Below are 26,231 nucleotides of genomic sequence, written 5' to 3'. Positions count from 1 at the left end.
GTCGAAACGGACGGGACTTTTGTTCGAAGGAAGCAATTATGCTATGATTGTAAAGTTCAATGGCAATCAAAATTCGCATAGGAGTGATCCTTTTTATGGCGGGGCTGAATGGTGGCGGCACCAGTATCATTGTGCGTCTGGAAATGCACAAGGAACAGGTGACTTTTGGTAAAGTTGCAACAGCGATCGGAGACGCCGGCGGCGATATCGTGGCAATTGACGTGACCCGGGCTAGCAAAACGACGACAACGCGCGATATTACGGTTAAAGTTAGCGATCCGCAGCAGACGGACAACATTGTAAATGCGTTAAAAAGTCTTCCCGGCGTGCAGCTCGTCAACATTTCCGATCAGACGTTTCTGATGCATCTTGGCGGCAAAATTGAAGTGAGTCCGAAAATGCCGATCAAAAACCGGGACGATCTGTCCCGCGTGTATACACCGGGTGTCGCCCGGGTCTGTATGGCTATCCACGAAGATCCTGCAAAGGCGCATTCTTTGACGATTAAACGGAATACGGTTGCCGTCGTATCGGACGGGACGGCTGTGCTCGGACTTGGCAATATCGGCCCTGAAGCGGCGATGCCGGTCATGGAGGGCAAGGCGATGCTGTTCAAACAGATGGCGGGCGTCGATGCTTTCCCGATCTGCCTGGATACGCAGGATACCGAAGAAATCATTCGCACCGTAAAAGCGATCGCTCCTGCTTTCGGCGGGATAAATTTGGAGGATATATCTTCTCCGAGATGTTTTGAAATTGAGAACCGGCTTATTGAAGAACTCGACATTCCGGTGTTCCACGACGATCAGCACGGAACGGCGGTCGTTCTGCTGGCGGGTCTGCTCAACGCGGTCAAATTGACCGGAAAACGGCTGGAGGACTGCAAAGTGGTCGTTACAGGCATTGGAGCCGCAGGGATTGCCTGCACGAAAATGCTGCTGGCCGCAGGCGTCACGAACGTGATTGGCGTCGACCGTCAGGGAGCGCTCGTGCGTGGTGAAAGTTACGCCAGCGAGGCGTGGGAATGGTACGCGCAAAATACGAATCCTCATCAGCAGCGGGGCGCTTTGAAGGACGTTATTTCCGGGGCTGATATTTTTATCGGGCTGTCGGGTCCCGGCGTTTTAAAAGTCGAAGACGTGAAGCAAATGGCGGCGGATCCGATCGTGTTCGCCATGGCCAATCCGACTCCGGAGATTACGCCGGAGGAAGCGGAGCCTTACGTCCGCGTTATGGCGACAGGGCGTTCGGATTATCCGAACCAGATCAACAACGTGCTCTGTTTTCCGGGCATGTTCCGCGGCGTGCTGGATTGCCGGGCTTCCCGTATTACCCAGGAAATGAAGCTGGCCGCGGCCAAGGCGATCGCTTCCGTCGTGAGCGACGACGAGCTGAACGAATACTACATCATTCCGAGCGTGTTCAATTCGGCCGTGGTGGAAAAAGTGCGCGAAGCGGTCATGGAAGCGGCCTACGAGTCGGGCGTGGCCAGACGCAAAAGCGCCCGCGAGCAGGAAGCGCATCACGAATAAACCAAAAAACCTTGTACGTCGAGCGCTGCGTTATGAAACGCGGGCTTCGCCGGACAAGGTTTTTTTGCGTGGAGCGGGCGGCGGTTATGCCGCGCTTTCTTCCGTCCATTCCTTCAGCTTGCGGTCCGAAGGGAGCAGGAAAGTCAGGATGCCGATCAGCGGCAGGAAGGCGCACAGTTCCATCACGCGGGTCGTGCCGAGCGTATCGCACAGATTGCCGAGGACGACGCTGCCGATCCCGCCCATCCCGAAGGCAAGCCCGGTCACTAGACCGGACACGGTGCCTACTTTGCCGGGATACAGCATTTGCGCGTAGACGACGGTCACGGAAAAGCTCGAAAGCAAAATGAAGCCGATGATGAGGAGAATGATATAAGACCATGTGTAACCGACGTGCGGCAAAAGCAGGGCAAACGGCGCCGATCCGAGCATGGAGAAGAAAATGATATTTCTTCGTCCGAACCGGTCGGCCAGCGGCCCGCCGAAAAACGTTCCGACAGCTCCCGCGGCAAGGAAGAGGAAAATGAAATCCTGCGCGCGGTCTATGGACATTCCGTATTTATCCTGCAGGAAAAATGCGAAATACCCGCTCATCGCCGCTCCGTACCAGGAACGGACAAAGACGAGAAAAATCAGGATGCAGATCGCAAACAACACCTGCTTGCGCCGCTGCGGATTGACTTTGCTTTTGACGGCTTGCTTGACTTTCGCAGGGGCGTCCCGCAATACGGATTTGTACCAGCTTGCGATGTACATTTGCACGACGATCGCCAGCGCCGCGACGCCGGTGAACCAGATCGAGCCGAACAGGCCGAGCGGAATGAAAATCCATTTGGTCATAACGGGAGCCAAAGACTGCCCTGCATTGCCGCCGACCTGAAAAATCGATTGGGCCAAGCCTTTGCGGTCTCCGGCCGCCATATGGGAGACGCGCGATCCTTCGGGATGAAAGGCCGCCGAGCCCAGACCGACCAGGCAGACGGCCAGCAGTACGGCCCAGTAAGCGGGCGCAAAGGCGAGCAGCAGCATGCCCATCAGCGTGGAGGCCATACCGATGGGCAGCATGTAGGGAGAAGGTTTGCGATCCGTATAAAGGCCCACAACGGGCTGCATGATCGATGCCGTAAAGTTGATGGCGAACTGCACCCATCCGACCTGGGTGTAGCTTAAGCCCATCTCGCTTTTTAAAATAGGAAAGATGGCGGGTATAACGGATTGAATCGAATCGTTCAGCAAATGCACAAGACCTATCGCAAACAAAATGCGGTATACGGTCGGTTTGACATCTCCTGTGCCATGCAGCCGGTGCGAACCGGGTTTCGGAGACGCAGTTGTCGATGAAGCCATGTTCTCTTCACTCCTTTCGAGCGACCGGCTGTTTATTTATGTAGGAAGATGCCAAGCGATTCTCCCATATTCACCTTGCTGTCCACCTGTAGGTCCGCGCGGGGCCGGAACATGCCTTCTTCAAGCAGCAGCACGACCGTCGAGCCGAATTCGAAATAGGCGAGCTCTTGTCCGCGCTCCAGATGGCTCGGCAGCGGTTCGGCATATCGAATGCTGCTGACGTTCAGCGCTCCGACTTTGACGACGGCCACTTCGCCGGCTTCGTGCCTGATGAAAGTAATCAGCCGCTCGTTGCGGCTGAGCACTCTGCGCATGTGGCGCAGGCCGAATTCGTTCACCGGGTACGCTTTGCCGGGCACATGCTCCTTCTCCAGCACTTCTCCGGTCACAGGGGAGTGAATGCGGTGATAGTCGGTAGGGCTTAAATAAAGAACGAAATAAAAGCCGTTCCGGTAGTTTACCGTCCGCGGAGAGCGATTCAGCAGTTCGTCGATCGTATAATCCTGACCTTTTACGTTCACGATCAAGCCGTCCTTGATGTCGCCTATGCCTGTAATCTTCGCATCGACCGGACTTACGAGCCGGGTGGTGTCTTCATCGACGGGCCGCAGTCCGGGCTTCAGCCTTCTGGTGAAAAAATCGTTCAAAGAAGCGTATTCCTTCATATGCTTCTCGGCGTCCTCGATGCGAATTCCGTACGTTTGGGCAAATCGCGGAATGAACAGCCTGCTCGCTTTGGATTTGGCAAAAGCTCCGGTCAACTGCGACACCCATTTGCGTGACGACAGCTCCGTTAGCAATCGGAAAAACGGTTTGGACATAGATGAATGGCTCCTGTTCTTTCAATCGTTGTTAGGTTCTTCGATTATCTTGCCACAGAATGCAAGAAGAAGCAATTGCTCTTCCAGCTATTTCTAATTTTAAAAGCCGTTGACCGAGCGTCATGGATGGCGCAGCCGGTTGCCTAAAAGCGATCGACCGTTCACCGTCGCAGACGGCGCAACCGGTTTCGGTGGAGTTTGGTTGACATGGTGTGTATGGTGTGCGTGGCGTGGGCGTGAAAAGCCTGCGGAAGGGTGACCCGCCCGCCGCCTGGAGCAGGTGTATCGTGTGCGACGCGGAGAAAAGCTGCAAAAGCCCCATGGCGCTGTGGGCGGCAACCATGAAGATGAAAATCGTGCATCGCTAGTGCAGCGTCAGCTCTGAAAATGTGGGTGATCGTTTGATAGTTTCAGAGCTTTAAGTATGTACGGTTTCCTGTTAATCCACCGATTTAAATCTGGCTGCATTTGCTCGGAGGCCTGCCTGCCTCGAAAAATGCCTGCAATCGTGTGGTTTTTTGCGGATATTCGGGCTCAGCCCCATCATGACAGGAGACATCATGCACTATTGCAGGCTTTTCCTCAAACCAATCGTTTCCGTCGAAAAAACTACACTTGCGGCAGGCTGCCTAGACTCACACGCCTGAGCCGGTCGCACAATCTGCCCGGTTGCACGAAGAAAACCTGCAAAAATACAGTTTTTGCTCGATGGAAACGCTGGCAGCGAAATATTCCTGCAAATGTGCAGGCTTTTCGCCGCGAACAGGGGCTTAGGTTCGTTTTCATCGAAAATTCCTGCACAATTGCAGGCTTTTCCCAAAAACGAACCGCTTTCTCGGAAAAAACCTGCACTTTCCAGGCTGTTGAGAAACCCCCTTTTTTCCTGGATGCTCAAAAAAAGCACCAAAAGCATGAGCCAAATACCCCTCTCAGATCGTTTTAAATCAATTTTTTCTCTTCAAGATGAGTGCCCCCACATAAAAATTGATCTGAGAGGAAACCCGTTAGACTTTCTCAACAGCCTGACTTTCGCAGGTTTTCCCCCTGCCAAGCCGCCTTGTCCCCTCCACTTCAGCACCGCAACCCGTGCAATAGAGGCGCGGGTTGGGGAAGAGCGGCTGTGCCCTTCTAGTTTCTCTAACCCACCAGCCTGACTTTCACAAATTTTTTATGCGTTTATAGAGACACGTCTCTCCAATGTACGCTTTCCTACTACCTGACTTTCGCAGGTTTTCAACATGTTCAAAGAGATGCGTCTCTTCAATGGACGTTTTCCACTAGCCTGACTTTCGGACCGACCGCCGTCATGCAGCGAAACACCGCGCGCTGCCAGACATTGCATTTACGAAGCGTTTCGCAACCGGCTCGGACTGTCATTAGGCGGCAAAATGAAAAATTTTCATTCGCTCCTGCCCTTGCGGCTGCTCTCTAGAAAATTGACTAGGTTTAGAGAAAAGTTTGCTCATGATGGGTTTGAGCATAGGTTTTTATGGCGAGAATTGTATATTCGCAGGAACAGTTCAAGCAGCGACAGGCTTTACAGGAAATGAAGCGAAGGGCTTCGCTGTTTTCGGAAAAGCGCTGCGTTTGCGAATTTGCGGGCATTCCTCGCTTTTGTCGCAACACCGCGCGGGCGGTGTTGTGCTGCATGTCGGTGCAGGCCGGAATTATTTCATTCGGGTGACGTCTATGACGGCATGGGAGTTTGCAAGTTTTGCAGCGGCATACAGCAATTCGGTCTGCAACTTACTACTAAACAGCAGCGTCAATATGGTGGTGGCGAGCATTCCATTATCTTGAAATCCGATCCAAGAAGAAGGTGTTGCTTTGACTGGAGTTACTTTAATTAGCGTTATTTTGACTGGTGTTACTGCGATTGGCGTTACTTTGACTGCTGTTACATTGATTAGTGTTATTTTAACTAGTGTTACTTTAATTAGCGTTACTTTAACTGGTGTTACTTTGAATGGCGTTACTTTGGCTGGTGCTGCTTTGACCCGATACGTTCGCGTGCTGAGCTGCATGACGATAAGCATGGTGCTCCTGACGGGTTGTCTGAAATCCGATCGTCCCGGCGGGACAGCGGCTTCCAGCCCGGTGGCGCTTCCTGCGCCCGGGACGGTCTCCGAGAAATTGGCCGCCATGAGCCCCGAAGAAAAAATCGGGCAAATGATCATCGCGGGCATTGACGGGCAGGACGTAAGCCGTTCTACGCAGGAATTGATCGGAACCTATCATGTAGGCGGCATTATTTTGTATAAAAATAATATTCAAAATTCGGCTCAGCTCGTGGGGCTTGTCAACAAACTGAAACAAGCGAATCAAGGCGGCAGCCAGACGCCTTTGTGGCTGAGCGTGGACGAAGAGGGCGGCAGGGTGACCCGGCTTCCCGATGAGCTGGTCAAGACGCCTTCGAACAAGGCGATCGGCCGAATCAACCGGAAACCTTTGGCATACGGGATCGGCGGGTTGTTGGGCAGCGAGCTGAAAGCATACGGCTTGAACATGGATTTTGCGCCGGTGCTCGATATTAACAGCAATCCGAACAATCCGGTCATCGGAGACCGGTCTTTTGGGGCGAATGCGGCTTTGGTGAGCGATTTGGGCATCCAAACGATGAAAGGGCTGCAGGCCCAGCATGTCGTGCCGGTCGTCAAGCATTTTCCCGGGCACGGGGATACGTCTGTCGATTCGCACGTCGGTTTGCCGGTCGTGCAGCATGATTTGGCTCGGCTGCGCCAGCTGGAGCTCGTCCCTTTTGCCGCAGCGGTGAAGGAACAGGCGGATGCGGTGATGGTCGCGCACATTTTGCTGCCCAAGGTGGATAAGCAGTATCCGGCTTCGATGTCCGGCAAAATCATTACGGATTTGCTGCGTAAGGAAATGGGGTTCAAAGGGCTTGTCATCACGGATGACATGACGATGGGGGCGGTCGTGAAAAATTATGAGATCGGCGAAGCGGCGGTGCGGTCGGTGCTTGCAGGCGCAAATGTGATCCTGGTAGGCCATGACTACGATAAAGTGGTGACCGTAATCGATGCTCTGCGCAAGGCTGTGAAAGAGCAGCGCATCCCGATGCGGACGATCGATCAAAGCGCCGCGCAGGTTATGGAACTGAAAGCCCGCTATCAGGTCAGCGACGAACAGGTGCCGGTGCCGGATGTAAAGGCGCTGAATGCGGCGGTCCGGAAGCTTTTGGAAGCTAACGGAGGAGGCTCTTGAGAGCACGGTCGGCTGCGCCGGGAAAATAAAAGCGTAAATTATCGTGGAAAACCGTTTCTGCCGGAGTCGGCATATGAAACGGTTTTTTGGCGTGCAATGAATGCGCCGGATTCGCGGCTTGGTAAACGCGGTCGCTCATCTTCGATAGAGGTTTATCTCATAGCGGAGTGCCCCCGTCCAGCAAAAATTTGGCGTAGGCGATCGGATTGTAGTAGGCCAATTTCCACTCTTCCATCATGCCTGCTTCCCGGAAGCTGTAGCGCTGATCTTTTCCATTGCATTCAATAAACATCGGGAAGCCGTCGGCCGTCATTCCGATGTCCAGTCCGATATCGGCCAAGTGCGGAAGTTCCCTGCCCAAATGGCGGGCGACCCGCAGCGTAAAATCGGCGATTTTCCGGTGGACGGCGGCCTGATTGAGAAGCGGGTATTCGCGTGACAAAATGTCGGATAACGTCATAACAGTCCCGCCTTGTGCCACATTGGTCACAAAAAGCTTGGGCGCAGCGACTTTGGCGACGATGCCCGTAATTCCCCAATTCCCATCCGCTCCGCGCTGCACGGATATGCGCAAATCGAACGGACGCCCTTCATAAGTGGCGAGCGGTAGACGCTGTTGGACGATGCAGGCGTGATTGTCGATCGTATTTTGCAGCAGCGGCGGAAGTTCGTTGCGAAATTTGGCAATTTGCCAGCCGGTGTTGCCGGTTTTTAAAGTTGTCGGATACGTAAGCCTCCACCCGGTTCGGGTGCGGTCCAGTTTCATGACGCCGCGGCCGATGCTGCCGTTCGCCGGTTTGACAATGAGAGAATCGTAAAATTTCATCATTCTGTTTATGCTCGCCTTGGTTGCGGGTTTGGTGCCTGGAAGATGGGGGCGGATCGTTTCGTCTTTCATAAGAAGCTGATGGATAAGCAGCTTGTTGTAACGGTTCCATCGATTGAACAAAATGGCGCCGCGCTCAACCCAGTTTTCCATCGTCTGATAGTTTTGGAGATTCCGGTAAATGGCGCGATTGTGAATGACTTTGGGCAGATCGATCGTTTCCCGGGTAATTTCCGTTCCTTTCTGGATATGCGCAATCACTTTCAAAGAATCGGCAGCTACATCCTGCAGACGGAAATAGGCAGGAACGATACCGTATTGTTTGGCGGCATCGCTGTAATAGGAGATCTCTTCATAAGTCGTTTTGCCTTGGGGAATGCCTTCGTACAAGGTGTCATTGACGAGGATGCCGACATAAGGATCTCCCATAAGCTTCACTCCTTTAGCAGGTGCCGGGTAGTGTATTACGGTTATGGCTGCGCTTGAATCAGTATATGAAAAAGCACTCATGCTTGTTTGTGCTGGTGCCGTGGATTCATGAATTCCAGAGACGGCATTTGTCTCGGATTTCCGGGATATACACCCAGTCTTTGCCTGTATTTCCGCATATGAATAAAGTATAGGCTGAAAAGGAGCTGGATCATGTTGAACACAAAATCCGTGAGTGTGGCTATTGTTACATCCGGTATTGGTCCCGTGCCGTCAAAATCGGGAGGCCCGATCGATCAGGCGATTTGCGAATCGGCCCGGCAGTTGGCGAAACGGATGACGGTCTGCGTTTTAGGACGTAAGGCGGGTCTGCAGCCGGAAAGCGAAGAACAGGAAGGAGTGAACTATGTTCGGGTTCCTTATGCGAATCCTGTCGCTTATTTGGAAAAAATCAGCAAGAAAATCGCAGGGCTGCGGCCATCCGTCATTCAGATCGAGAACCGGCCGAGGCTCGTCCGCCAACTGCGCAACAGGCACCCTGGGGCCAAGATCAGCCTCGTGCTGCATTCCGCATCGGCGATCGCGCCATCCCGCATCTCCTCCAAGGAGCTTGCCGCATGTCTGCGCGCCGCGAATACAATTTTAGTGAACGGCGAGTTTCTGGGAAAAACGCTGCGGCGCAAAGTGCCCCAGATCGCCCATAAGCTGGTTGTCCAGCATTGGGGAGCGGACCCTATGCGGTTCATGTCCAAATGGTCCCCTCAAGCGAAAGAATCCCGTTCGCAGCTGCTGCAGGAGCTTGGACTCGAAAAGCGCAAAATCATCTTGTTTGCCGGCAGACTTATTCCGGAAACAGGAGCGCATCATCTCCTGGATGCGATGATCCAGGTGGTTCCGAAGGAGCCCGATGCCGTCCTGCTTATTGTCGGAAGCGCGCTCAACGGTGCGGACCGTCAGACGGACTATGTCCGCAAGCTTTACGAATCGGGCGGCGCGATACCGCAGTATGTCCGTTTCGTTCCTGATGTTTCCCGGGACGAAATGTCCAAATGGTACCGGATCGCGGATATCGTCGCTATCCCGTCGGCTTCGCACGAAGGGTTCGATCCGGTCTGTATCGGGGCGATGGCGTCGGGCGTGCCGGTCGTGGTGCCGCGGTCGGTCGAGATGCGGGAGCTGATCGAGGACGGGACAACCGGGTATTTGATGGATACCGGCTATTTAGCCGAAGAACTGCCCCGCTATTTGCTGCGGCTGCTTGGAAGCCCCGAGCTGCAATACGCAATGGGAGAGCTGGCGGCGCAAAAAGTGCGGCAGAAGTTCGCCTTGGAGCGGAGTGCCGAACGGCGTCACGAGCTGTACCAGTCATTGGCAAAACGGGGTTTGAATAGGTAAGCGCACATTTTATAAGGGCGAACGTACATCTTTTTGCGGAGATGAATATACAAATGACTAGATCGCGTACGAATGGAGAGGAGTCTATGAACAAACGGAAAGGCGGCCGGGGAGCAATCCGGAAACCGCAAGTGCAGAGAGTGAATGCCAATACGAACGAGCTTCAATGGTTAGATGAAACCGAACAGGTATCGATCAAAAAAAAGCAAGTTTCCGATTTATTGGATCAACCTCAAACAGACATTGACGACAATGAGACGAAAGATGCCGTCAAGCCGCGGAAAACAGATTCGTCAGCTGCGGACAAAAATCAGCCTTTCGCGGCTGAGCCATCCGGCAACGCTGCAAAGTCTGCGCCTCCATTGATCCTGTTTTCGGAGCGCAAAGGCAGAGATTTTTCAACGAACCCTGTCATTTATACGGACGATATCGTTGAGGAAGCCGTCACGGGAGAAAAGATTGCCAATCGGGCTATCGATGAAACGAAAATTAAGCCGCAGAGTATCGTCGGCAAATTGATCAAAGATTTTTCTATTGATCACACGAAGTTGGCTTCCTCAAGCGTAACGAAAGAAAAACTTTCCCCTGGCGCCGTTCACGACGAACACATTGCGCCGCAAGCGATCTCCGGCTACAAAATCCAGGACATGTCCATTTCCGGAAGCAAACTGCTCAACAACAGCATTACAGCGGACAAATTGTCGGATCAGGCGATTGATTCGTTAAAAATTGCGGACGGTTCGATTTTCCCGCATCACCTGGCCGAGATGATTGTTTCCACAGAATTGATCGACGATCAGGCCGTAACATCGGAAAAAATACGCAGCGGAGCCATACAAGCGAAGCATCTTTCCAACTATATCATCGATGCGGCTAAAATTGCCGATACGGCAATTACAACGGAGAAACTGAGAGATCAATCGGTCACTGCGAAAATAATTGCAGATGGGAGCGTCGGCTCCGCCCATCTGCAGCCTGAAAGCGTCCTGTACGAACATTTGTCGCCAGGCAGCGTGCAAAGCGAAAGCATAGCCCCCGGTCAAGTGAACGGCGATCATCTTATGGATGATTCGATTTGCGAGCATCATTTGCAGAACGATTCCATTACGGCCGACAAACTCGTCAATCAATCGGTAATGGAAGAAAAGCTTGCCGATCAGGCGGTCAGCGGCCGCAAAATAGCGTACGGCTCCATCGAATCCTTTCACATCACGGAATCCGCAGTTCAACCGGAGCACATCGCCAAATGGGCAATTGCCGACAAGCATATAGGGACGGGACAAATCGGCCCCGATCATATCCGCCCCGGCTCCATTCATGAGGATCTGCTCCAGGATGCATCCGTTGCCCCCGGGAAACTGCAGGATGGCTCGGTTCATTCCCGGCACATTCAAGATCATGCCATACTCGGCGAACACTTGGCAGATGCGGCCGTAACTTCTTCCAAGCTTGCGCCGGAGTCGGTTGCCTCCGAACAATTAGCCGACTGGAGCGTTGGTACGGATAAGCTCGCGGATGAAAGTGTCTCATCGGCCAAAATTGCCCCCGGAGCCGTCCATGGCGGCCATTTGCAGCAAGGCACCTTATCCGGGGAACATCTGGCGGACCATTCGGTCGGAGAAGAGCAAATCGGCTTGCTGGCCATTCACCGCGAACATATCGCCGGCGAAGAGGTTATTACCAGACATTTGCAAGATGAGGTCGTGACGACGAGCAAAATAGCCGAAGAAGCGGTAACAGGCAGCAAAATAGCTCCGCTTACGATTGAAATGCGCCATCTTCAGGAAGGCATCATCGAAGGCTTCCATATTAAACCCGGATCGATTACATCGGACCATCTGGGCGAAAATTCCATCAGGCTCGATGTGTTCGCCGATCGAAGCCTTAGCGGCAAGAAACTGATCGAACGGTCTGTCTCGGAGGAGACGCTGACCGACGGCGCAGTTACGGAGCAAAAGATCGCATATGGCAGCATAGGAGCGCAGCATATGCAAGCCGGTTCGATTCTTGCTTCGGCGCTCGGCGATCAGGTCGTAACTGAAGCCAAAATCGCAGACGGAGCTGTCGGGCTGGCAAAGCTGGCGGACTCTAGCGTAACGTCCGACAAGCTTGCCCTCAAGGCCGTATCCAGTGAACATATCGCCGACGGCAGCATCACCGCGGCCAAGCTTGCGAATGAAAGCATTCACGGAAGCAAGATTGTTCCCGGAGTGATCCATGCGCGTCATCTGGCCGACGGCGCCGTGAATGGAGCGAAGCTGGCCTCGGGAAGCGTAGACGCGGAAAAGCTGGCAAGCGGCGCTGTGCAGAGCGAGCATCTCGCCGATCGAAGCGTAAGCGGAGCGAAGCTGGCTCCGGGCAGTGTGGACGGAGGCATACTGGCGGCGGAAGCCGTAGGTGCAAGCCACCTTGCGGAAGCTTCGGTCAACGCGGAACACATTGTCCCCGGCTCGATTGCCGCCGATCATATCGGCGCGGGCGAGATCGGAGCCGTGCATTTGCGCGCGAACTCGATTTATACGGATTTGCTGCAGGACGGCTCTGTCACCTCCGGCAAGCTGGCGGCCGGCAGCATCGAATCCGAGCACGTCCGCGAGGGGACGATACTTGACGAGCACTTGGCAAATGGGGCCGTCACCACCTCCAAGCTGGCGCCGGGCTCCGTAACTGCCGGGCAGTTGGCGGACGGGAGCGTGGGCGCGGCGAAGCTGGAGGACGAAAGCGTAACGTCGGCGAAAATTGCTCCCGGAGCCATCCAAGGCGGACATTTGCAGTCCGGATCGATTCACGCGGTCCATTTGAGCGGGCGCTCGGTTGCCGAAGAGCAGCTCGGTTTGTCCGCAGTGCGTCGCGAGCACATCGCCGATGAGGAAGTGATCACGCAAAAGCTGCACGATCAGGCCGTGACGACGAACAAAATTGCCGAGGAAGCCGTTACAAGCAGCAAAATCGCGCCTTTGGCCATCGAATCCAGCCATCTTCAAGAAAATACGATTGACGGCGCGCATATTAAGCAGGGGTCGATCACTTTTGAGCATTTGGCCGAACAATCGATTAAGTTTGATGCGGTGGCCGACCGAAGCTTGGACGGGGGTAAAAAGCTGATCGAACGATCCGTCACGCAGGAGACTTTGGCCGACGGTGCGGTAACGGAAACAAAACTGGCGGAAGCCAGCGTAACGTCCGGCAAGCTTGCCGCTAACGCTGTAAACGGCGAGCATGTGGCGGACGACGCCATTACCGGGGCAAAGCTGGCGGACGAAAGCATCCACGGGGGCAAGCTGGCGGCAGGAGCGATCCAAACGCGCAATCTCATGGATGGAGCGGTTAGCGGAGCGAAGCTGGCTCCGGGCAGTGTGGACGGCAGCAAGCTGGCGGCAAACGCTGTGAGCGGCGAGCACATCGCCGATGGGGAAGTGATCACCCAAAAGCTGCACGATCAAGCGGTGACGACAAGCAAAATCGCCGAGGAAGCCGTTACAAGCAGCAAAATCGCACCTCTGGCCATCGAAACCTGCCATCTCCAGGAAAATACGATTGATGGTGCCCATATTAAGCAGGGGTCGATCACTTTTGAGCATTTGGCCGAACATTCGATCAAGTTTGATGCGGTAGCCGATCGAAGCCTGGACGGCGGCAAAAAGCTGATCGAACGTTCCGTTACGAAGGAGACGCTGGCCGACGGCGCGGTAACGGAAGCCAAACTGGCGGATGCGAGCGTAACGACCGGCAAGTTGGCCGCTAACGCTGTAAGCTGCGAGCATCTGGCGGACGGCGCTATTACCGGGGCAAAGCTGGCGAACGAAAGCATCCACGGCGGCAAGCTGGTAGCCGGGGCGATCCAAACGCGCAATCTCATGGATGGAGCGGTTAGCGGAGCGAAGCTGGCCCCGGGCAGCGTGGACGGCAGCAAGCTGGCGGCAAACGCCGTGAGCGGCGAGCATTTGGCGGACGGCGCCGTGAGCGGAGCGAAGCTGTCTGACGGCAGTGTCGATGCCGGCAAACTGGCAAGCGGGGCTGTGCAGAGTGAGCATCTCGCCGATCAAAGCGTAAGCGGAGCGAAGCTGGCGCCGGGCAGCGTGGGCGGAGACGTATTGGCGGCGGAGTCCGTAAGTTCAAGCCACCTGGCGCAAGCTTCGGTCAACGCGGAACACATTGTCCCGGGCTCGATTGCCGCCTGGCATATCGGCGCGGGCGAGATCGGAGCCGAGCATTTGCACGCAAATTCGATTTATACGGATTTGCTGCAGGACGGCTCTGTCACCTCCGGCAAGCTGGCGGTCGGCAGCATCGATTACGAGCACGTCCGCGAGGGGACGATACGGGGCGAACATCTGGCAGACCGGACCGTCACCAGCTCCAAGCTGGCGCCGGGCTCCGTAACCGCCGAGCAGTTGGCGGACGGGAGCGTGGGCGGGGCGAAGCTGGAGGACGAAAGCATAACATCGGCGAAAATCGCTCCGGGCGCCATTCATGGCGGACATTTGCAGTCCGGATCGATTCACGCGGTTCACTTGAGCGGGCGCTCGGTCGAAGAAGAGCATCTCGGTTTGTCCGCAGTGCGTCGCGAGCACATCGCCGATGAGGAAGTGATCACCCAAAAGCTGCACGATCAAGCCGTGACGGCGAACAAAATTGCCGAGGAGGCCGTTATAAGCAGCAAAATCGCACCTCTGGCCATCGAAGCTCGTCATCTTCAAGAAAATACGATCGATGGCGCCCATATTAAGCAGGGGTCGATCACTTTTGAGCATTTGGCCGAACATTCGATCAAGTTTGATGCGGTAGCTGATCGAAGCCTGGACGGCGGCAAAAAGCTGATCGAACGTTCCGTCACGAAGGAGACGCTGGCTGACGGTGCGGTAACGGAAGCCAAACTGGCGGATGCGAGCGTAACGACCGGCAAGCTTGCCGCTAACGCTGTAAACTGCGAGCATCTGGCGGACGGCGCTATTACCGGGGCAAAGCTGGCGAACGAAAGCATCCACGGCGGCAAGCTGGTAGCCGGGGCGATCCAAACGCGCAATCTCATGGATGGAGCGGTTAGCGGAGCGAAGCTGGCCCCGGGCAGCGTAGACGGCAGCAAGCTGGCGGCAAACGCCGTGAGCGGCGAGCATTTGGCGGACGGCGCCGTGAGCGGAGCGAAGCTGGCCTGGGGAAGCGTGGACGCAGGCAAGCTGGCAGGCGGGGCTGTGCAGAGTGAGCATCTCGCCGATCGCAGCGTAAGCGGAGCGAAGCTGGCTCCAGGCAGCGTGGACGGAGGCATATTGGCGACAGAGTCCGTAGGTTCAAGCCACCTAGCGCAAGCTTCGGTCAACGCAGAGCATATTGTTCCGGGCTCGATTGCCGCCTGGCATATCGGCGCGGGCGAGATCGGAGCCGAGCATTTGCGGGCAAATTCGATTTATCCGGATTTGCTGCAGGATGGCTCTATCACCTCCGGCAAGCTGGCGGCCGGCAGCATCGATTACGAGCACGTCCGCGAGGGGGCGATACGGGGCGAACATCTGGCAGACCGGACCGTCACCAGCTCCAAGCTGTCGCCGGGCTCCGTAACCGCCGAGCAGTTGGCGGACGGGAGCGTAGGTGCGGTGAAGCTTGAGGATGCGAGCGTCGTCTCGGCGAAAATCGCTCCGGGCGCTATCCATGGTGGACATTTGCAGTCCGGATCGATTCACGCGATCCATTTGAACGAGCGTTCGATTACAGAAATGCATCTCGGTTTGTCCGCAGTGCGTCGCGAGCACATCGCTGATGAGGAAGTGATCACCCAAAAGCTGCACGATCAGGCGGTGACGACGAGCAAAATCGCCGAAGAAGCCGTTACAAGCAGCAAAATCGCGCCTCTGGCCATCGATTCCGGCCATCTCCAGGAAAATGCGATCGGCGGTGCCCATATTAAGCGGGGGTCCATCACTTACGAGCATTTGGCTGAACATTCCATCAAGCTGGAGTCTATCGCCGACCGAAGCCTGGACGGCAGCAAGCTGATCGAACGTTCCGTCACGAAGGAGACGCTGGCCGACAGTGCGGTAACGGAAGCCAAACTGGCGGATGCGAGCGTAACGAACGGCAAGCTGGCCGCTAACGCTGTAAACTCCGAGCATCTGGCGGACGGCGCTATTACCGGGGCAAAGCTGGCGAACGAAAGCATCCACGGCGGCAAGCTGGTAGCCGGAGCGATCCAAACGCGCAATCTCATGGATGGAGCGGTTAGCGGAGCGAAGCTGGCCCCGGGCAGCGTGGACGGCAGCAAGCTGGCGGCCAACGCCGTGAGCGGCGAGCATTTGGCGGACGGCGCCGTGAGCGGAGCGAAGCTGGCCTGGGGAAGCGTAGACGCTGGCAAGCTGGCAGACGGCGCTGTGCAGAGTGAGCATCTCGCCGATCGCAGCGTAAGCGGAGCGAAACTGGCTCCAGGCAGTGTGGATGGAGACGTATTGGCGGCGGAAGCCGTGGGTTCAAGCCACCTTGCGGAAGCTTCGGTCAACGCAGGGCATATTGTTCCGGGCTCGATTGCCGCCTGGCATATCGGCGCAGGCGAGATCGGAGCCGAGCATCTGCGCGCGAATTCGATTTATGCAGATTTGCTGCAGGACGGCTCTATCACCTCCGGCAAGCTGGCGGCCGGCAGCATCGATCACGAGCACGTCCGCGAGGGGACGATACGGGGCGAACATCTGGCAGATCGGACCGTCACCACCTCCAAGCTGGCGCCGGGCTCCGTAACCGCCGAGCAGTTGGCGGACGGGAGCATCGACTCGGCGAAGCTTGAGGATGCGAGCGTCGTCTCGGCGAAAATCGCTCCGGGCGCCATCCATGGCGGACATTTGCAGTCCGGATCGATTCACGCGGTCCATTTGAACGAGCGCTCGGTTGCAGAAAGGCAGCTCGGTTTGTCCGCAGTGCATCGCGAGCACATCGCCGATGAGGAAGTGATCACCCAAAAGCTGCACGATCAGGCGGTGACGACGAGCAAAATCGCCGAGGAAGCCGTTACAAGCAGCAAAATCGCGCCCCTGACCATCGAATCCCGCCATCTCCAGGAAAATGTGATTGACGGCATCCATATTAAGCGGGGGTCCATCACTTTTGAGCATTTGGCTGAACATTGCATCAAGTTGGAGTCTAACACCGACCGAAGCCTGGACGGCTACAAGCTGAATGAACGGTCCGTCACAAAGGAGGCGCTGGCTGACGGCTCGGTGACGGAAGCGAAGCTGGCGGATGCCAGCGTGACGTCCGGCAAGCTGATAGCCGGGGCGATCCAAACGCGCAATCTCATGGATGGAGCGGTTAGCGGAGCGAAGCTGGCCTCGGGAAGCGTGGACGGCAGCAAGCTGGCGGCAAACGCTGTGAGCGGCGAGCATCTGGCGGACGGCGCCGTGAGCGGAGCGAAGCTGGCTCCAAGCAGCGTGGATGGAGACGTATTGGCGGCGAAAGCCGTAGGTTCAAGCCACCTTGCGGAAGCTTCGGTCAACGCAGGGCATATTGTCCCGGGCTCGATTGCCGCCTGGCATATCGGCGCAGGCGAGATCGGAGCCGAGCATTTGCGGGCAAATTCGATTTATACGGATTTGTTTCAGGACGGCTCCGTCACCTCCGGCAAGCTGGCGGTCGGCAGCATCGATTACGAGCACGTCCGCGAGGGGGCGATACGGGGCGAACATCTGGCAGACCGGACCGTTACCACCTCCAAGCTGGCGCCGGGTGCCGTAACCGCCGAGCAGTTGGCGGACGGGGGCGTCGACGCGGCAAAGCTTAGGGACGAAAGCGTAACTTCGGCGAAAATCGCTTCGGGCGCCATCCATGGCGGACATTTGCAGTCCGGATCGATTCACGGGGACCACTTGAGCAGGCGCTCGGTTGCAGAAGAGCAGCTCGGTTTGTCCGCAGTACGTCGCGAACACATCGCCGACGAGGAAGTGCTTACCCAAAAGCTGCACGATCAGGCGGTGACGACGAGCAAAATTGCCGAGGAAGCCGTTACTAGCAGCAAAATCGCGCCTCTGGCCATCGAATCCGGCCATCTCCAGGAAAATGCGATTGACGGCACCCATATTAAGCGGGGTTCCATCACTTTTGAGCATTTGGCTGATCATTGCATCAAGTTGGAATCGATCGCCGACCGAAGCCTGGCCGGCAGCAAGCTGACCGAACGTTCCGTTACGCAGGAGACGCTGGCCGACGGCGCGGTAACGGAAGCCAAACTGGCGGACGCCAGCGTCACGTCCGGCAAATTAGCCGCTAACGCCGTAAGCGGTGAGCATCTGGCGGATGGCAGCGTGGACGAACAAAAATTGTCCTTCCGCACGATGCGGATTCCGGCTTCAAAACCGTCTTCGATCCAGCAGTTCGGCCTCATGCCGTTCGAATTTAAAGTGCAGGACGAAATTGTCGAAGTGCAAATTTATTTCGACGAGCCGTTTGAAGATATGAATTACGTCCTGGTCGCCATGACCAATCATACGGCGTGCTATGCCGTACTCAAGCAAAAACAGGCGAATTCCGCCACTTTGTCGGTCGTCCGGACCCGGTTCTCGGCCGACGTATACGGCGTGATCAACTGGATGGCTGCAGGGACGAAGGCGTAATGGTATGCAAACGGGACCGTGCGGAAGCGCACGGTCCCGTTTGCTGTCTCCGCTCGTACCGAAGCATACGGCAGCAACCTATTTTTCCCTTCCCCCGTTATTCGTCCACGTCCGGAAAAGGGCCGCAGGAATATGATACAGGAAGAATTTTTGACGCTGCGAAGGAGATGAGCTTGCATGAAAGTGGCGATTATGGCCGGAGGGAAGGGGTTGCGTTTTTGGCCGCGAAGCGTTGAAACCAGGCCGAAGCAATTTCTGGCGCTGACCTCCCGCGAAAGCATGCTCCAGCAAACTTACCGCAGGTTTAATAAGTATTTGGATGCTGCGGATATATATATCGTTGCGCCCGGCTCGTACGAAGCGTTAATTCGCGAGCAGCTTCCCGACCTCGACCCGAGCCGCTTCATTGTGGAGCCCGATCAGCGGGATACGGGACCGTGCATCGCACTGACTTCGCGCTTCTTTTTGCGGCAAGGGCTGGACGATGTGCTCGTAACGGCACCTTCCGATCAATATATTCCCGACGACGAAGCGCTGATGAAAGCTTTGCAGGAAGCGGAACGCACCGCGCAAAACAACAAAACGATCGTCACATTGGGAATCGTGCCTACGCGGCCCGAGACCGGGTACGGATACATCCGGGCTGCAGCCGGAGCAGGGACAGGCCAAGCCAAGCGGGTATTGAAATTTGTGGAAAAGCCGGGCGAGCAGCGGGCGCGCGAATTAATAGCGGAGCCGGATACGTATTGGAACAGCGGCATATTCGTTTGGAAGCCGTCGACGATTCGCTATTATATGAATCTTTACCAGCGCGAGATGTGGAATAAGCTTTGGTTTTCGGGCGATTCCGCGGAAAGCGTGTATGCATCGCTGCCCAAAATATCCGTGGATTACGCCATTTTGGAAAAGGCGGAGAACGTATACATGGTCCCTGTCGATTTCGCATGGGACGACGTCGGTTCATGGACGTCTCTGGAGCGGGTTTTTCCGGCGGATGAGCAGGGAAACCTGTTTTTCGGCGAAGTGCATGCGCTTCGCACCGGCAGCTCCATCGTTTATGCGGAGGATCTCAAGGTGATCGCCATCGGAGTTGACGATCTGATCATCGTCCAGACGAAAAACGGCTTGTTAGTTTGCCGAAAATCGGAAGAACAGCACATAAAAACGGTTTTGGACTCCATGCATGCACCGCTTGGCAAACCCCGGGACACCCAATTTCCGTGACATCAGGTTAGTGGTCTATATGGGCGTTCTTATGCGCGCATACACTGGGAAAATACAAGTCCCAAGTTCAATCAGGTGGTGAATGTATGAACATCGCATTCGATATGTCCTTTACGCTGTCGAAGTCCGGCAATCGGACCGGCGCCCAGTTTGCCAAGCGGCTCGTCCGCGCGGTCGGAAAGGAAAGGCCGAACTGCCGCTGCCACTTTTTTTACCCGGATCGGGCGCCTGATGCTTTACCCCTGCAAATGCAGCTGGAACGGTTTTTATCCGAGCGCCAAATCGACATATACCAAATCCTCTGCCCTTACGATATGATCCATTCTCCCCTCAGCAAGGCATGGTTCGGAAAGACGAAAGTGGCCGTGCTTCTGCAAGATTTGTTTCCGAAAATTTTTTTCGATACGGCGCAGGTTTATGACGATATTCACGCCAGGCATGCGGCAGTGCTCGAATTTGTAAAAAATTGCGATCTGCTGATCGCCCATTCGGAGGCGTCGAAGGAGGAAACGATCCGCACGCTCGGAGCGGCACCGCAATCGGTGAAGGTAGTGCCCGGCAGCGCCGGCAAACAATTTCGGCATGTGCCGGTCGACCGGGCGGAGCTTGACAAATACGGCATCGTGAAAAAGTTTGTGGTCGCTATAGCCGACGTCCCCGATGAGCATCATCTTCCCGCTTTCGTTCAAGCGTTCGGCATCATGAATGCCGCGAACGACCGCTGCTTTCAGCTTGTGATGATCGGCAAAACGAGCGAAGCCGGGAAGGCCGCAATTCTCCATGCGGCGGCGGCGGTCGATACGTTGAGCGATATCGTATGGATTCGGCATTTGCGCGATTCTTCGCTGATGAAGCTCTATAACGGAGCGGAACTGTTCATATATCCGTCATTTTACGAGGGCAGCGGCATGCAGGTGTTGGACGCCATGGCATGCGGCACGCCGGTGCTGACCTTCGATCAGGCGGCAGGCAGCTCCGCATCCGGCGACGCCGCCTACCGGGTCCATCCGGGAAATTTCGCCGACCTGCAGCAGGCGCTGACCCGTTGCTTGTTGGATAAGGAATTGAGAAGCGGTTTGCGCAGCAAAGGCTACGACCGTACGGATCCTTACGACTGGCAGGGGACGGCGTCCAAGGTTCTGGACGCGTACCAATATGTGCTGCGCCGCAAACTGGCCATTTTCGCGCCGCTAGCGCCGCTGCAAACGGAAATTGCCGACTACGTGAACCTCATTTTACCCTCCTTGCATGAGCATTACGATTGCGATCTGTTTATCGATAAAGGGTACACGCCTTCATTGCCTCCCGAACTTGAGGGAACCGTGACGAATCATATTTTCCATCACCGCGATTTTCGGACAAAAGAGGGCCAGTACGATGAAGTCGTATTTCAGTTTGGCAATACTCCCTATCACGCTTATATGGTGCCGTATTTGCTGCAAACCGGGGGGATCGTCGTGCTTCACGATTTGCGAACGGACCGGCTCACCCGCGCATGGTCAGGCGGGGAAGGCGCTAAAAGAGCTTACGTTTTGGACGATTATTTGAAAAAAGCCAAAGTCGTTATCGTTCACAGCCGTTTTGCGAAATCGTATTTGAACCGCCATGGATACCGCAACGTCGGGCTGATCCGGCTGCCGCAAAAGCTGCCGGTCATGATTTCCTTGATCATGCACCGCGATTTTGTGTTTTCCAGCTTTGGCCCGGTGGATAAAGACAGGCATTTGGAGACTGCTCTCCGCTGCTTGAAGAAGCTTTACGCCGCCGGCAACAAAAATATCCGGTACGTCATTGTCGGCCGCGGAACGCCGGAATATTGGAACGAATTGAAGGCGCTGATCCGCAGGCTGGGGCTTACGGCAATCGTGGAGTTGAAGCCGGACACCGATAAGAGGGAGTATCAGACCCGGCTCAGCCATTCGGACGTATGCATCCAGTTGTCCGATACTGCCGATGGAGGAGCCTCGGGAGCGCTGCTTGACGTCATGTCTCACGGGAAAGCGGCGATTGTATCGAATCGCCACGCCCATGCCGAGCTGCCGAATGAAGCGGTATACAAAATCCGCCACGACGGCCGGCTGGAGGAGCGGCTGTACACCGCCATGCAGCGGCTTTACAAAAATAAGGAGCTGCGCAAGCAGATGCGGCAGCATTCGCGCAAGTACGTAGCGGAGAACCATCGTGTATCGATATATGCGGACAGATTCAAGGGAATTGTGGAGGACGGCTTGTACGACGAGGTGAAGGGCGCGTTTGAGGAGGGGCAGGGGAATGCCGGTCAGAACGTTCCTGCGGCCGAGGCCGACGGCCGTATACGCACGGTATACTTGCGGCCGAACCGGTATCGCCGTATTTTGCAGGACGGTATGCCCGCTGCGTATTTCTCGTTTAACTTAAGCGAGCTGCCCCAAGGCTGCACGATCCAAAAAGCGGTGATGCACATTCAAGCGGTTACGAAGCAGCTGCTCGTGTACCGGATTCGCTCGTCCTGGTCGGGCAAAAGCGCGTCGAACCCGTCTGTGCGCCAATATCCGTTTTACAAAAAAACGGCGTCGAACGCAACCAAGCTTCCCGCCGACAAACTGTTTGCGTTGGATTGCACGCAGCTGGCCCAAAGCTGGCGGGACGGCCCATCGAACAACCACGGCGTTTATGTGCCCAGGGTATCCGCCGCAAAAATGCCGCGACTCCAGGTGGTGATTCAGGAGCAAGGTTAGCGCCCATGCAACTGGCTCGAAAATGGGATAGAAAGAGGGAAAATGTGATGAAAAAGGTCAAAAAAGCAATTATCCCTGCCGCTGGCCTAGGTACCAGATTTCTTCCCGCAACGAAAGCGATGCCTAAGGAAATGCTGCCGATCGTGGATAAGCCGACCATTCAATACATTGTGGAGGAAGCGGTTCAATCGGGCATTGAAGATATTATCATCGTGACCGGACGCAGCAAAAGGTCGATTGAGGATCATTTCGATACGAACTACGAGCTGGAATACAATTTGCGGGAAAAGAACAAGCAGACTCTGCTCAAGATGGTGGATGATATTACGAATCTGGTGGACATTCATTACGTCCGGCAAAAGCAGGCGCTCGGTCTGGGCCATGCGATCTGGTGCGCCCGGAAATTTATCGGCCACGAGCCGTTCGCCGTGCTGCTCGGGGACATGATTATCGACAGCGATATTCCGTGTTTGCAGCAATTAATGCAAATATACGAAGAGCGGCAGGAATCCGTTATTGCGGTAGATACCGTCGAGTGGGCGGAAGTGAGCAAGTACGGCGTCGTCGACGGGGAGCTCGTAGGAGAGCGGCTGTACCTGGTGGACAATTTGGTGGAGAAGCCGGTTGTTAATCCGCCCTCCAATGCCGCTATTGTGGGCCGATACATTTTGGAGCCGGACATTTTCGACATTCTGGAGCACGTTCCGGTTGGCGTAGGCGGAGAAATTCAGCTAACGGACGCGCTGCAAACGCTGCTTCAGTTCCGCCCCTTGTACGCTTACAAGTTGACCGGCAAATTGTACGACGTTGGGGATAAGCTCGGTTTTTTGAAAGCGACGGTCGAGCTGGCCTGCAAGGATGAGATGCTGAAAGGGGAATTTCGGCAGTATTTGAAGCGGATCGTTCCGGGAGGGGAGTCGACGTGAACAAAGTTTTGATCACCGGCGCCGCCGGTTTTTTGGGATTCCATCTGGCCGAGCGGCTGCTGGCCCGGAACGTCCGGGTCGTCGGGCTGGATAACTTTTCTTCGGGCACCGCCGATCGTATTCGCGCGTTATCCGGTTCCGGCCGATTCGAATTTATAGAGCGGGACGCCACAGACGAGTCCGTGCTCGCGCTAGAGCCGCTGAAGGACGTTGCGGAAATTTATCATCTGGCTTCCCCGGCCTCTCCGAAATTTTACCAGGCCGATCCGTTCGCGACGATTGCCGTCAATACGATCGGCACGCAGCGGATGCTCGACCTGGCGCTGCGCAACAAAGCGAAGCTTGTGTACACCAGCACGAGCGAAGCTTACGGCGACCCGGACGTTCATCCCCAGGATGAAACCTACCGGGGCAATGTGAACACATGGGGGCCGCGGGCTTGCTACGATGAAGCGAAACGGCTGGGCGAAGTGTTTTGCTACGAATACGCCCGGCGCTGCGGCGTGAAAGTGAAGGTGGCCCGGATCTTCAACACTTACTCGGCAGGCTTGCGCAACGATGACGGCCGGGTTATTTCCAATTTTGTCACCCAGGCGTTGAAAGGACACGATATTACCGTGTACGGCGACGGTTCGCAGACACGGTCGTTCTGTTATGTCGACGATACGGTCAGGGCGCTGCAGCTGATGATGGATGCCGATCAGGCCGACGGGGAACTGATCAATATCGGAAACCCTGCGGAAATTACGATTCTGGAGCTGGCGAAGCTGGTCAAAAGCATGACTACATCCGCAAGCGCCATCGTGTTCCGCCCGCTGCCCAAGGACGATCCCAAGGTGAGGCGGCCGGTGATCGATAAAGCGAAGAGAATATTGGGCTGGGAACCCCGCATGGACTTGCGGCAGGGATTGGTCCGCACCATAGAGGAGTACCGGAAGCGGCTGTCAGAGTAACTTTCGTGGGGGGATCGGGAATGGAGGTAGTTTGCGTAGGTTCCGGGTATGTGGGGAGCGTGACCGGGACCGCTTTGGCCGTGCTGGGGCATAGGGTGACGATTATAGATACGGATTCGCGCAAAGTGAAGGCGATCAATGCCGGCGCCAGTCCGATCTATGAGCCCGGTCTGGCGGCGCTGATCTCGCGTATGGTGAACGCCGGCAGGCTGTCGGCTTCGCAGACGTTTGACGCCGTGCACGAGGCCGACGTTGTGTTTATCGCCGTAGGCACGCCTGCGGGCGAAGACGGGACGGCGGATTTGACCTACATCCGGGCGGCGGCACGGAGCGTCGGGGAGCATCTGGACGCCGCGAAATTTACGGTGATCGCGGGCAAATCGACGGTCCCGGCCGGCACGGCGGATCTGGTCGCTTCGATCATCGAAGAAGCGTCCGGTTTGGAAAACAACCGGCATTTTGCGGTTGTCAGCAATCCCGAGTTTTTACGGGAAGGCTATGCGCTTGAGGATGTGTTTTTTCCCGACCGAATCGTGGTCGGCGCCGCTTCGCACAGGGCGAAAAAGGTCATGAAATCGCTGTACGCGCCTTTGCTGGAACGGAGCTTCGAAGCGGAGCTGAAGGGGCTGGACGCAGTTGCGGATCGAGCCGGTGCGCCCGTTCCGGTCTATTTTGAAACCGATACAAAAAGCGCGGAGCTGATTAAATACGTATCAAACGCTTTTTTGGCCGTGAAGATCAGCTATATTAACGAAGTCGCCAGGCTGTGCGATACGTTGGGCGCGAACGTGCTGGATGTCGCCCACGGCATGGGGCTGGATTCGCGCATCGGACATAAATTTCTGCAAGCTTCCAGCGGCTGGAGCGGGAGCTGCTTTCCGAAAGATACGGCGGAAATTGTAGCCGCCGGCCGCAAGCTCGGCAGCGAGATGTCGATCATCAGGGCGGCTATAGACGCCAATACCGCCATGCACGACTACTGCATGGATAAAATCCGCAAACATGTCGGCTCCCTGGAAGGCAAAAATATCGGCATTCTGGGCTTGACCTTTAAGCCCAACACGGACGATGCGCGCCATACGCAAGCCGCATACATGATCGGCAAGCTGGCGGATCAGGGGGCGAACGTGGCGGTTCATGACCCGCAGGGAATGAAGATGTTCCGGGAAATGAACGCTCATCTGCCTGTCCGCTACTGCGGGCGGCCGGAAGAAACGGCGACAGACGCGGATGCGCTGGTGCTGCTGACGCACTGGGATGCGTACATGGCGCTGGATTGGCAGCAGATATACGGAACCATGAAGGGCACCCGGTACATTTTGGATACGCGAAACTTTTGGCGGGGTCTGAAGCTGGAGGGCAGGGGATTCGCATATGAGGGGCTGGGCACTTCAACGGATCGAAGAGGGGAAAGCGTATGGGAAGAATAAAGCCTGTATCCTATATACAACCGATGAGCAAAGGGCGATCTTCTCCGCAGCTCATTCGCTTTAACGATCAGTGCGAATACGTGGTCAAGTTCAAAAATAACCCGCAGGGCAATTGGGTAGTGGCTTACGAGTACCTTGTGAACAGTCTTGCTACACTCCTGCACTTGCCCGTTCCCGAATTCAAAATCGTGCGAATCCGCTCGAAATTTATTAAAGAATACAAGGAATTGAAGGGAAAAGAGTTCAAATCGGGCAACCAATTCGCCAGCAAATATATGAAAGATACGGTCTTATTCAGCGATTTGCCGAAGCTTTTGTCCAAAGATCAGGTCGTCAACCGGGATCAGGCGGCAGGCATGATCGTATTCGACCATTGGGTCAGCAATTCCGACCGCAACATAAAAAACTTGCTGTTTAAGCCGGAGGCGGGCCGTAAGGATAAATACACGTTTTGGATGATCGACCAAGCGAACTGCTTTAACATTACGACGACCAATCCGGAAAGGAAGTTTTTGCCTTTGAAAGTAAGAAATAAGGAAGTGTACCGGTGGTGCAATACGCTGGTGGATCACAAGAAGCAGCTGACCTCTTTCAGAGACCGGATTTTGGACATCAAAAACGAAAAAATTCACGAGCTTATTTATGCGATGCCTGAAGATTGGGATTTATCGGACAGGAAAAAGGAAGAGTTGTACAACCACATCAAATATGCCAAAAAAGCTTTGCCCAAAATCGTCGATAAGTATATCAAACGCTTTTTTTAGCGGAAACAGCGCCTTGAAGCCAAATATCCGGCATGCATCCTTTGCGGAGGAATG

At 55.5% G+C, this 26,231-nt stretch carries 15 protein-coding genes; 11 read left to right on the top strand and 4 right to left on the bottom strand.

Annotated elements, in window-relative coordinates:
* The first annotated feature begins 95 nt into the window (after nt 1-95).
* On the top strand, nt 96-1,532 hold the full coding sequence (locus tag AC6RNO_RS18310; RefSeq protein ID WP_474680654.1) for an NAD-dependent malic enzyme: 1,437 nt from the start codon (nt 96-98) through the stop codon (nt 1,530-1,532).
* Nucleotides 1,533-1,616: 84 nt separating this feature from the next.
* Here AC6RNO_RS18310 and AC6RNO_RS18305 read toward each other — a convergent pair whose 3' ends face one another.
* The 3 genes from AC6RNO_RS18305 to AC6RNO_RS18295 form a co-directional block, all read right to left on the bottom strand.
* Nucleotides 1,617-2,879, bottom strand: coding sequence for an MFS transporter (locus AC6RNO_RS18305; protein ID WP_488438414.1), 1,263 nt, complete (start codon nt 2,877-2,879; stop codon nt 1,617-1,619).
* Between the two features lie 32 nt (nt 2,880-2,911).
* The gene (gene asd, locus AC6RNO_RS18300; RefSeq protein WP_488438413.1) at nt 2,912-3,700 is read right to left on the bottom strand and encodes an archaetidylserine decarboxylase; all 789 of its coding nucleotides are present in this window, start codon (nt 3,698-3,700) and stop codon (nt 2,912-2,914) included.
* 565 nt (nt 3,701-4,265) lie between these two features.
* Complete coding sequence (locus AC6RNO_RS18295) at nt 4,266-4,613, bottom strand: hypothetical protein (protein ID WP_497106287.1); 348 nt, start codon at nt 4,611-4,613, stop codon at nt 4,266-4,268.
* Between the two features lie 551 nt (nt 4,614-5,164).
* Between AC6RNO_RS18295 and AC6RNO_RS18290 the strand changes: the two genes are divergently transcribed.
* Nucleotides 5,165-5,500 (top strand): hypothetical protein, encoded by a 336-nt coding sequence (locus AC6RNO_RS18290; protein WP_497106286.1) that lies wholly within the window; start codon nt 5,165-5,167, stop codon nt 5,498-5,500.
* A gap of 27 nt (nt 5,501-5,527) precedes the next feature.
* A complete protein-coding gene (gene nagZ / locus AC6RNO_RS18285) occupies nt 5,528-6,922 on the top strand; it encodes a beta-N-acetylhexosaminidase (RefSeq protein ID WP_497106285.1) in 1,395 nt (464 codons plus the stop codon).
* Between the two features lie 157 nt (nt 6,923-7,079).
* On the opposite strand, the gene AC6RNO_RS18280 is transcribed toward nagZ, so the two are convergent.
* A complete protein-coding gene (locus AC6RNO_RS18280; RefSeq protein WP_474680649.1) occupies nt 7,080-8,177 on the bottom strand; it encodes a YheC/YheD family endospore coat-associated protein in 1,098 nt (365 codons plus the stop codon).
* Between the two features lie 213 nt (nt 8,178-8,390).
* On the opposite strand from AC6RNO_RS18280, the gene AC6RNO_RS18275 reads away from it, so the two are divergent.
* The 8 genes from AC6RNO_RS18275 (at nt 8,391) to AC6RNO_RS18240 (ending at nt 26,177) form a co-directional block, all read left to right on the top strand.
* Nucleotides 8,391-9,572, top strand: a complete 1,182-nt coding sequence (locus AC6RNO_RS18275) for a glycosyltransferase (RefSeq protein WP_497106284.1) — start codon at nt 8,391-8,393, stop codon at nt 9,570-9,572.
* 86 nt (nt 9,573-9,658) lie between these two features.
* Entirely contained in the window at nt 9,659-18,163 is an 8,505-nt protein-coding gene (locus tag AC6RNO_RS18270) for a WIAG-tail domain (RefSeq protein WP_497106283.1), read from the top strand.
* Nucleotides 18,164-18,340: 177 nt separating this feature from the next.
* The gene (locus AC6RNO_RS18265) at nt 18,341-19,387 is read left to right on the top strand and encodes a mannose-1-phosphate guanylyltransferase (RefSeq protein ID WP_488434718.1); all 1,047 of its coding nucleotides are present in this window, start codon (nt 18,341-18,343) and stop codon (nt 19,385-19,387) included.
* Nucleotides 19,388-19,473: 86 nt separating this feature from the next.
* A complete protein-coding gene (locus AC6RNO_RS18260; RefSeq protein ID WP_488434717.1) occupies nt 19,474-22,104 on the top strand; it encodes a glycosyltransferase in 2,631 nt (876 codons plus the stop codon).
* Between the two features lie 47 nt (nt 22,105-22,151).
* On the top strand, nt 22,152-23,030 hold the full coding sequence (galU, locus tag AC6RNO_RS18255; protein WP_474680644.1) for a UTP--glucose-1-phosphate uridylyltransferase GalU: 879 nt from the start codon (nt 22,152-22,154) through the stop codon (nt 23,028-23,030).
* Entirely contained in the window at nt 23,027-23,983 is a 957-nt protein-coding gene (locus AC6RNO_RS18250; protein WP_488434716.1) for an NAD-dependent epimerase/dehydratase family protein, read from the top strand. Before galU ends, AC6RNO_RS18250 begins: the two co-directional genes overlap by 4 nt.
* A gap of 20 nt (nt 23,984-24,003) precedes the next feature.
* Entirely contained in the window at nt 24,004-25,413 is a 1,410-nt protein-coding gene (locus tag AC6RNO_RS18245) for a UDP-glucose dehydrogenase family protein (protein WP_488434715.1), read from the top strand.
* Nucleotides 25,401-26,177, top strand: coding sequence for a HipA family kinase (locus AC6RNO_RS18240; protein ID WP_488434714.1), 777 nt, complete (start codon nt 25,401-25,403; stop codon nt 26,175-26,177). The genes AC6RNO_RS18245 and AC6RNO_RS18240 overlap by 13 nt, the downstream gene beginning before the upstream one ends.
* Nucleotides 26,178-26,231: the final 54 nt, after the last annotated feature.

The organism is Paenibacillus sp. sgz302190, from assembly GCF_059820445.1.
Note: the sequence above shows the minus strand (reverse complement) of the source record. Positions and strands in the feature narration are given on the sequence as shown.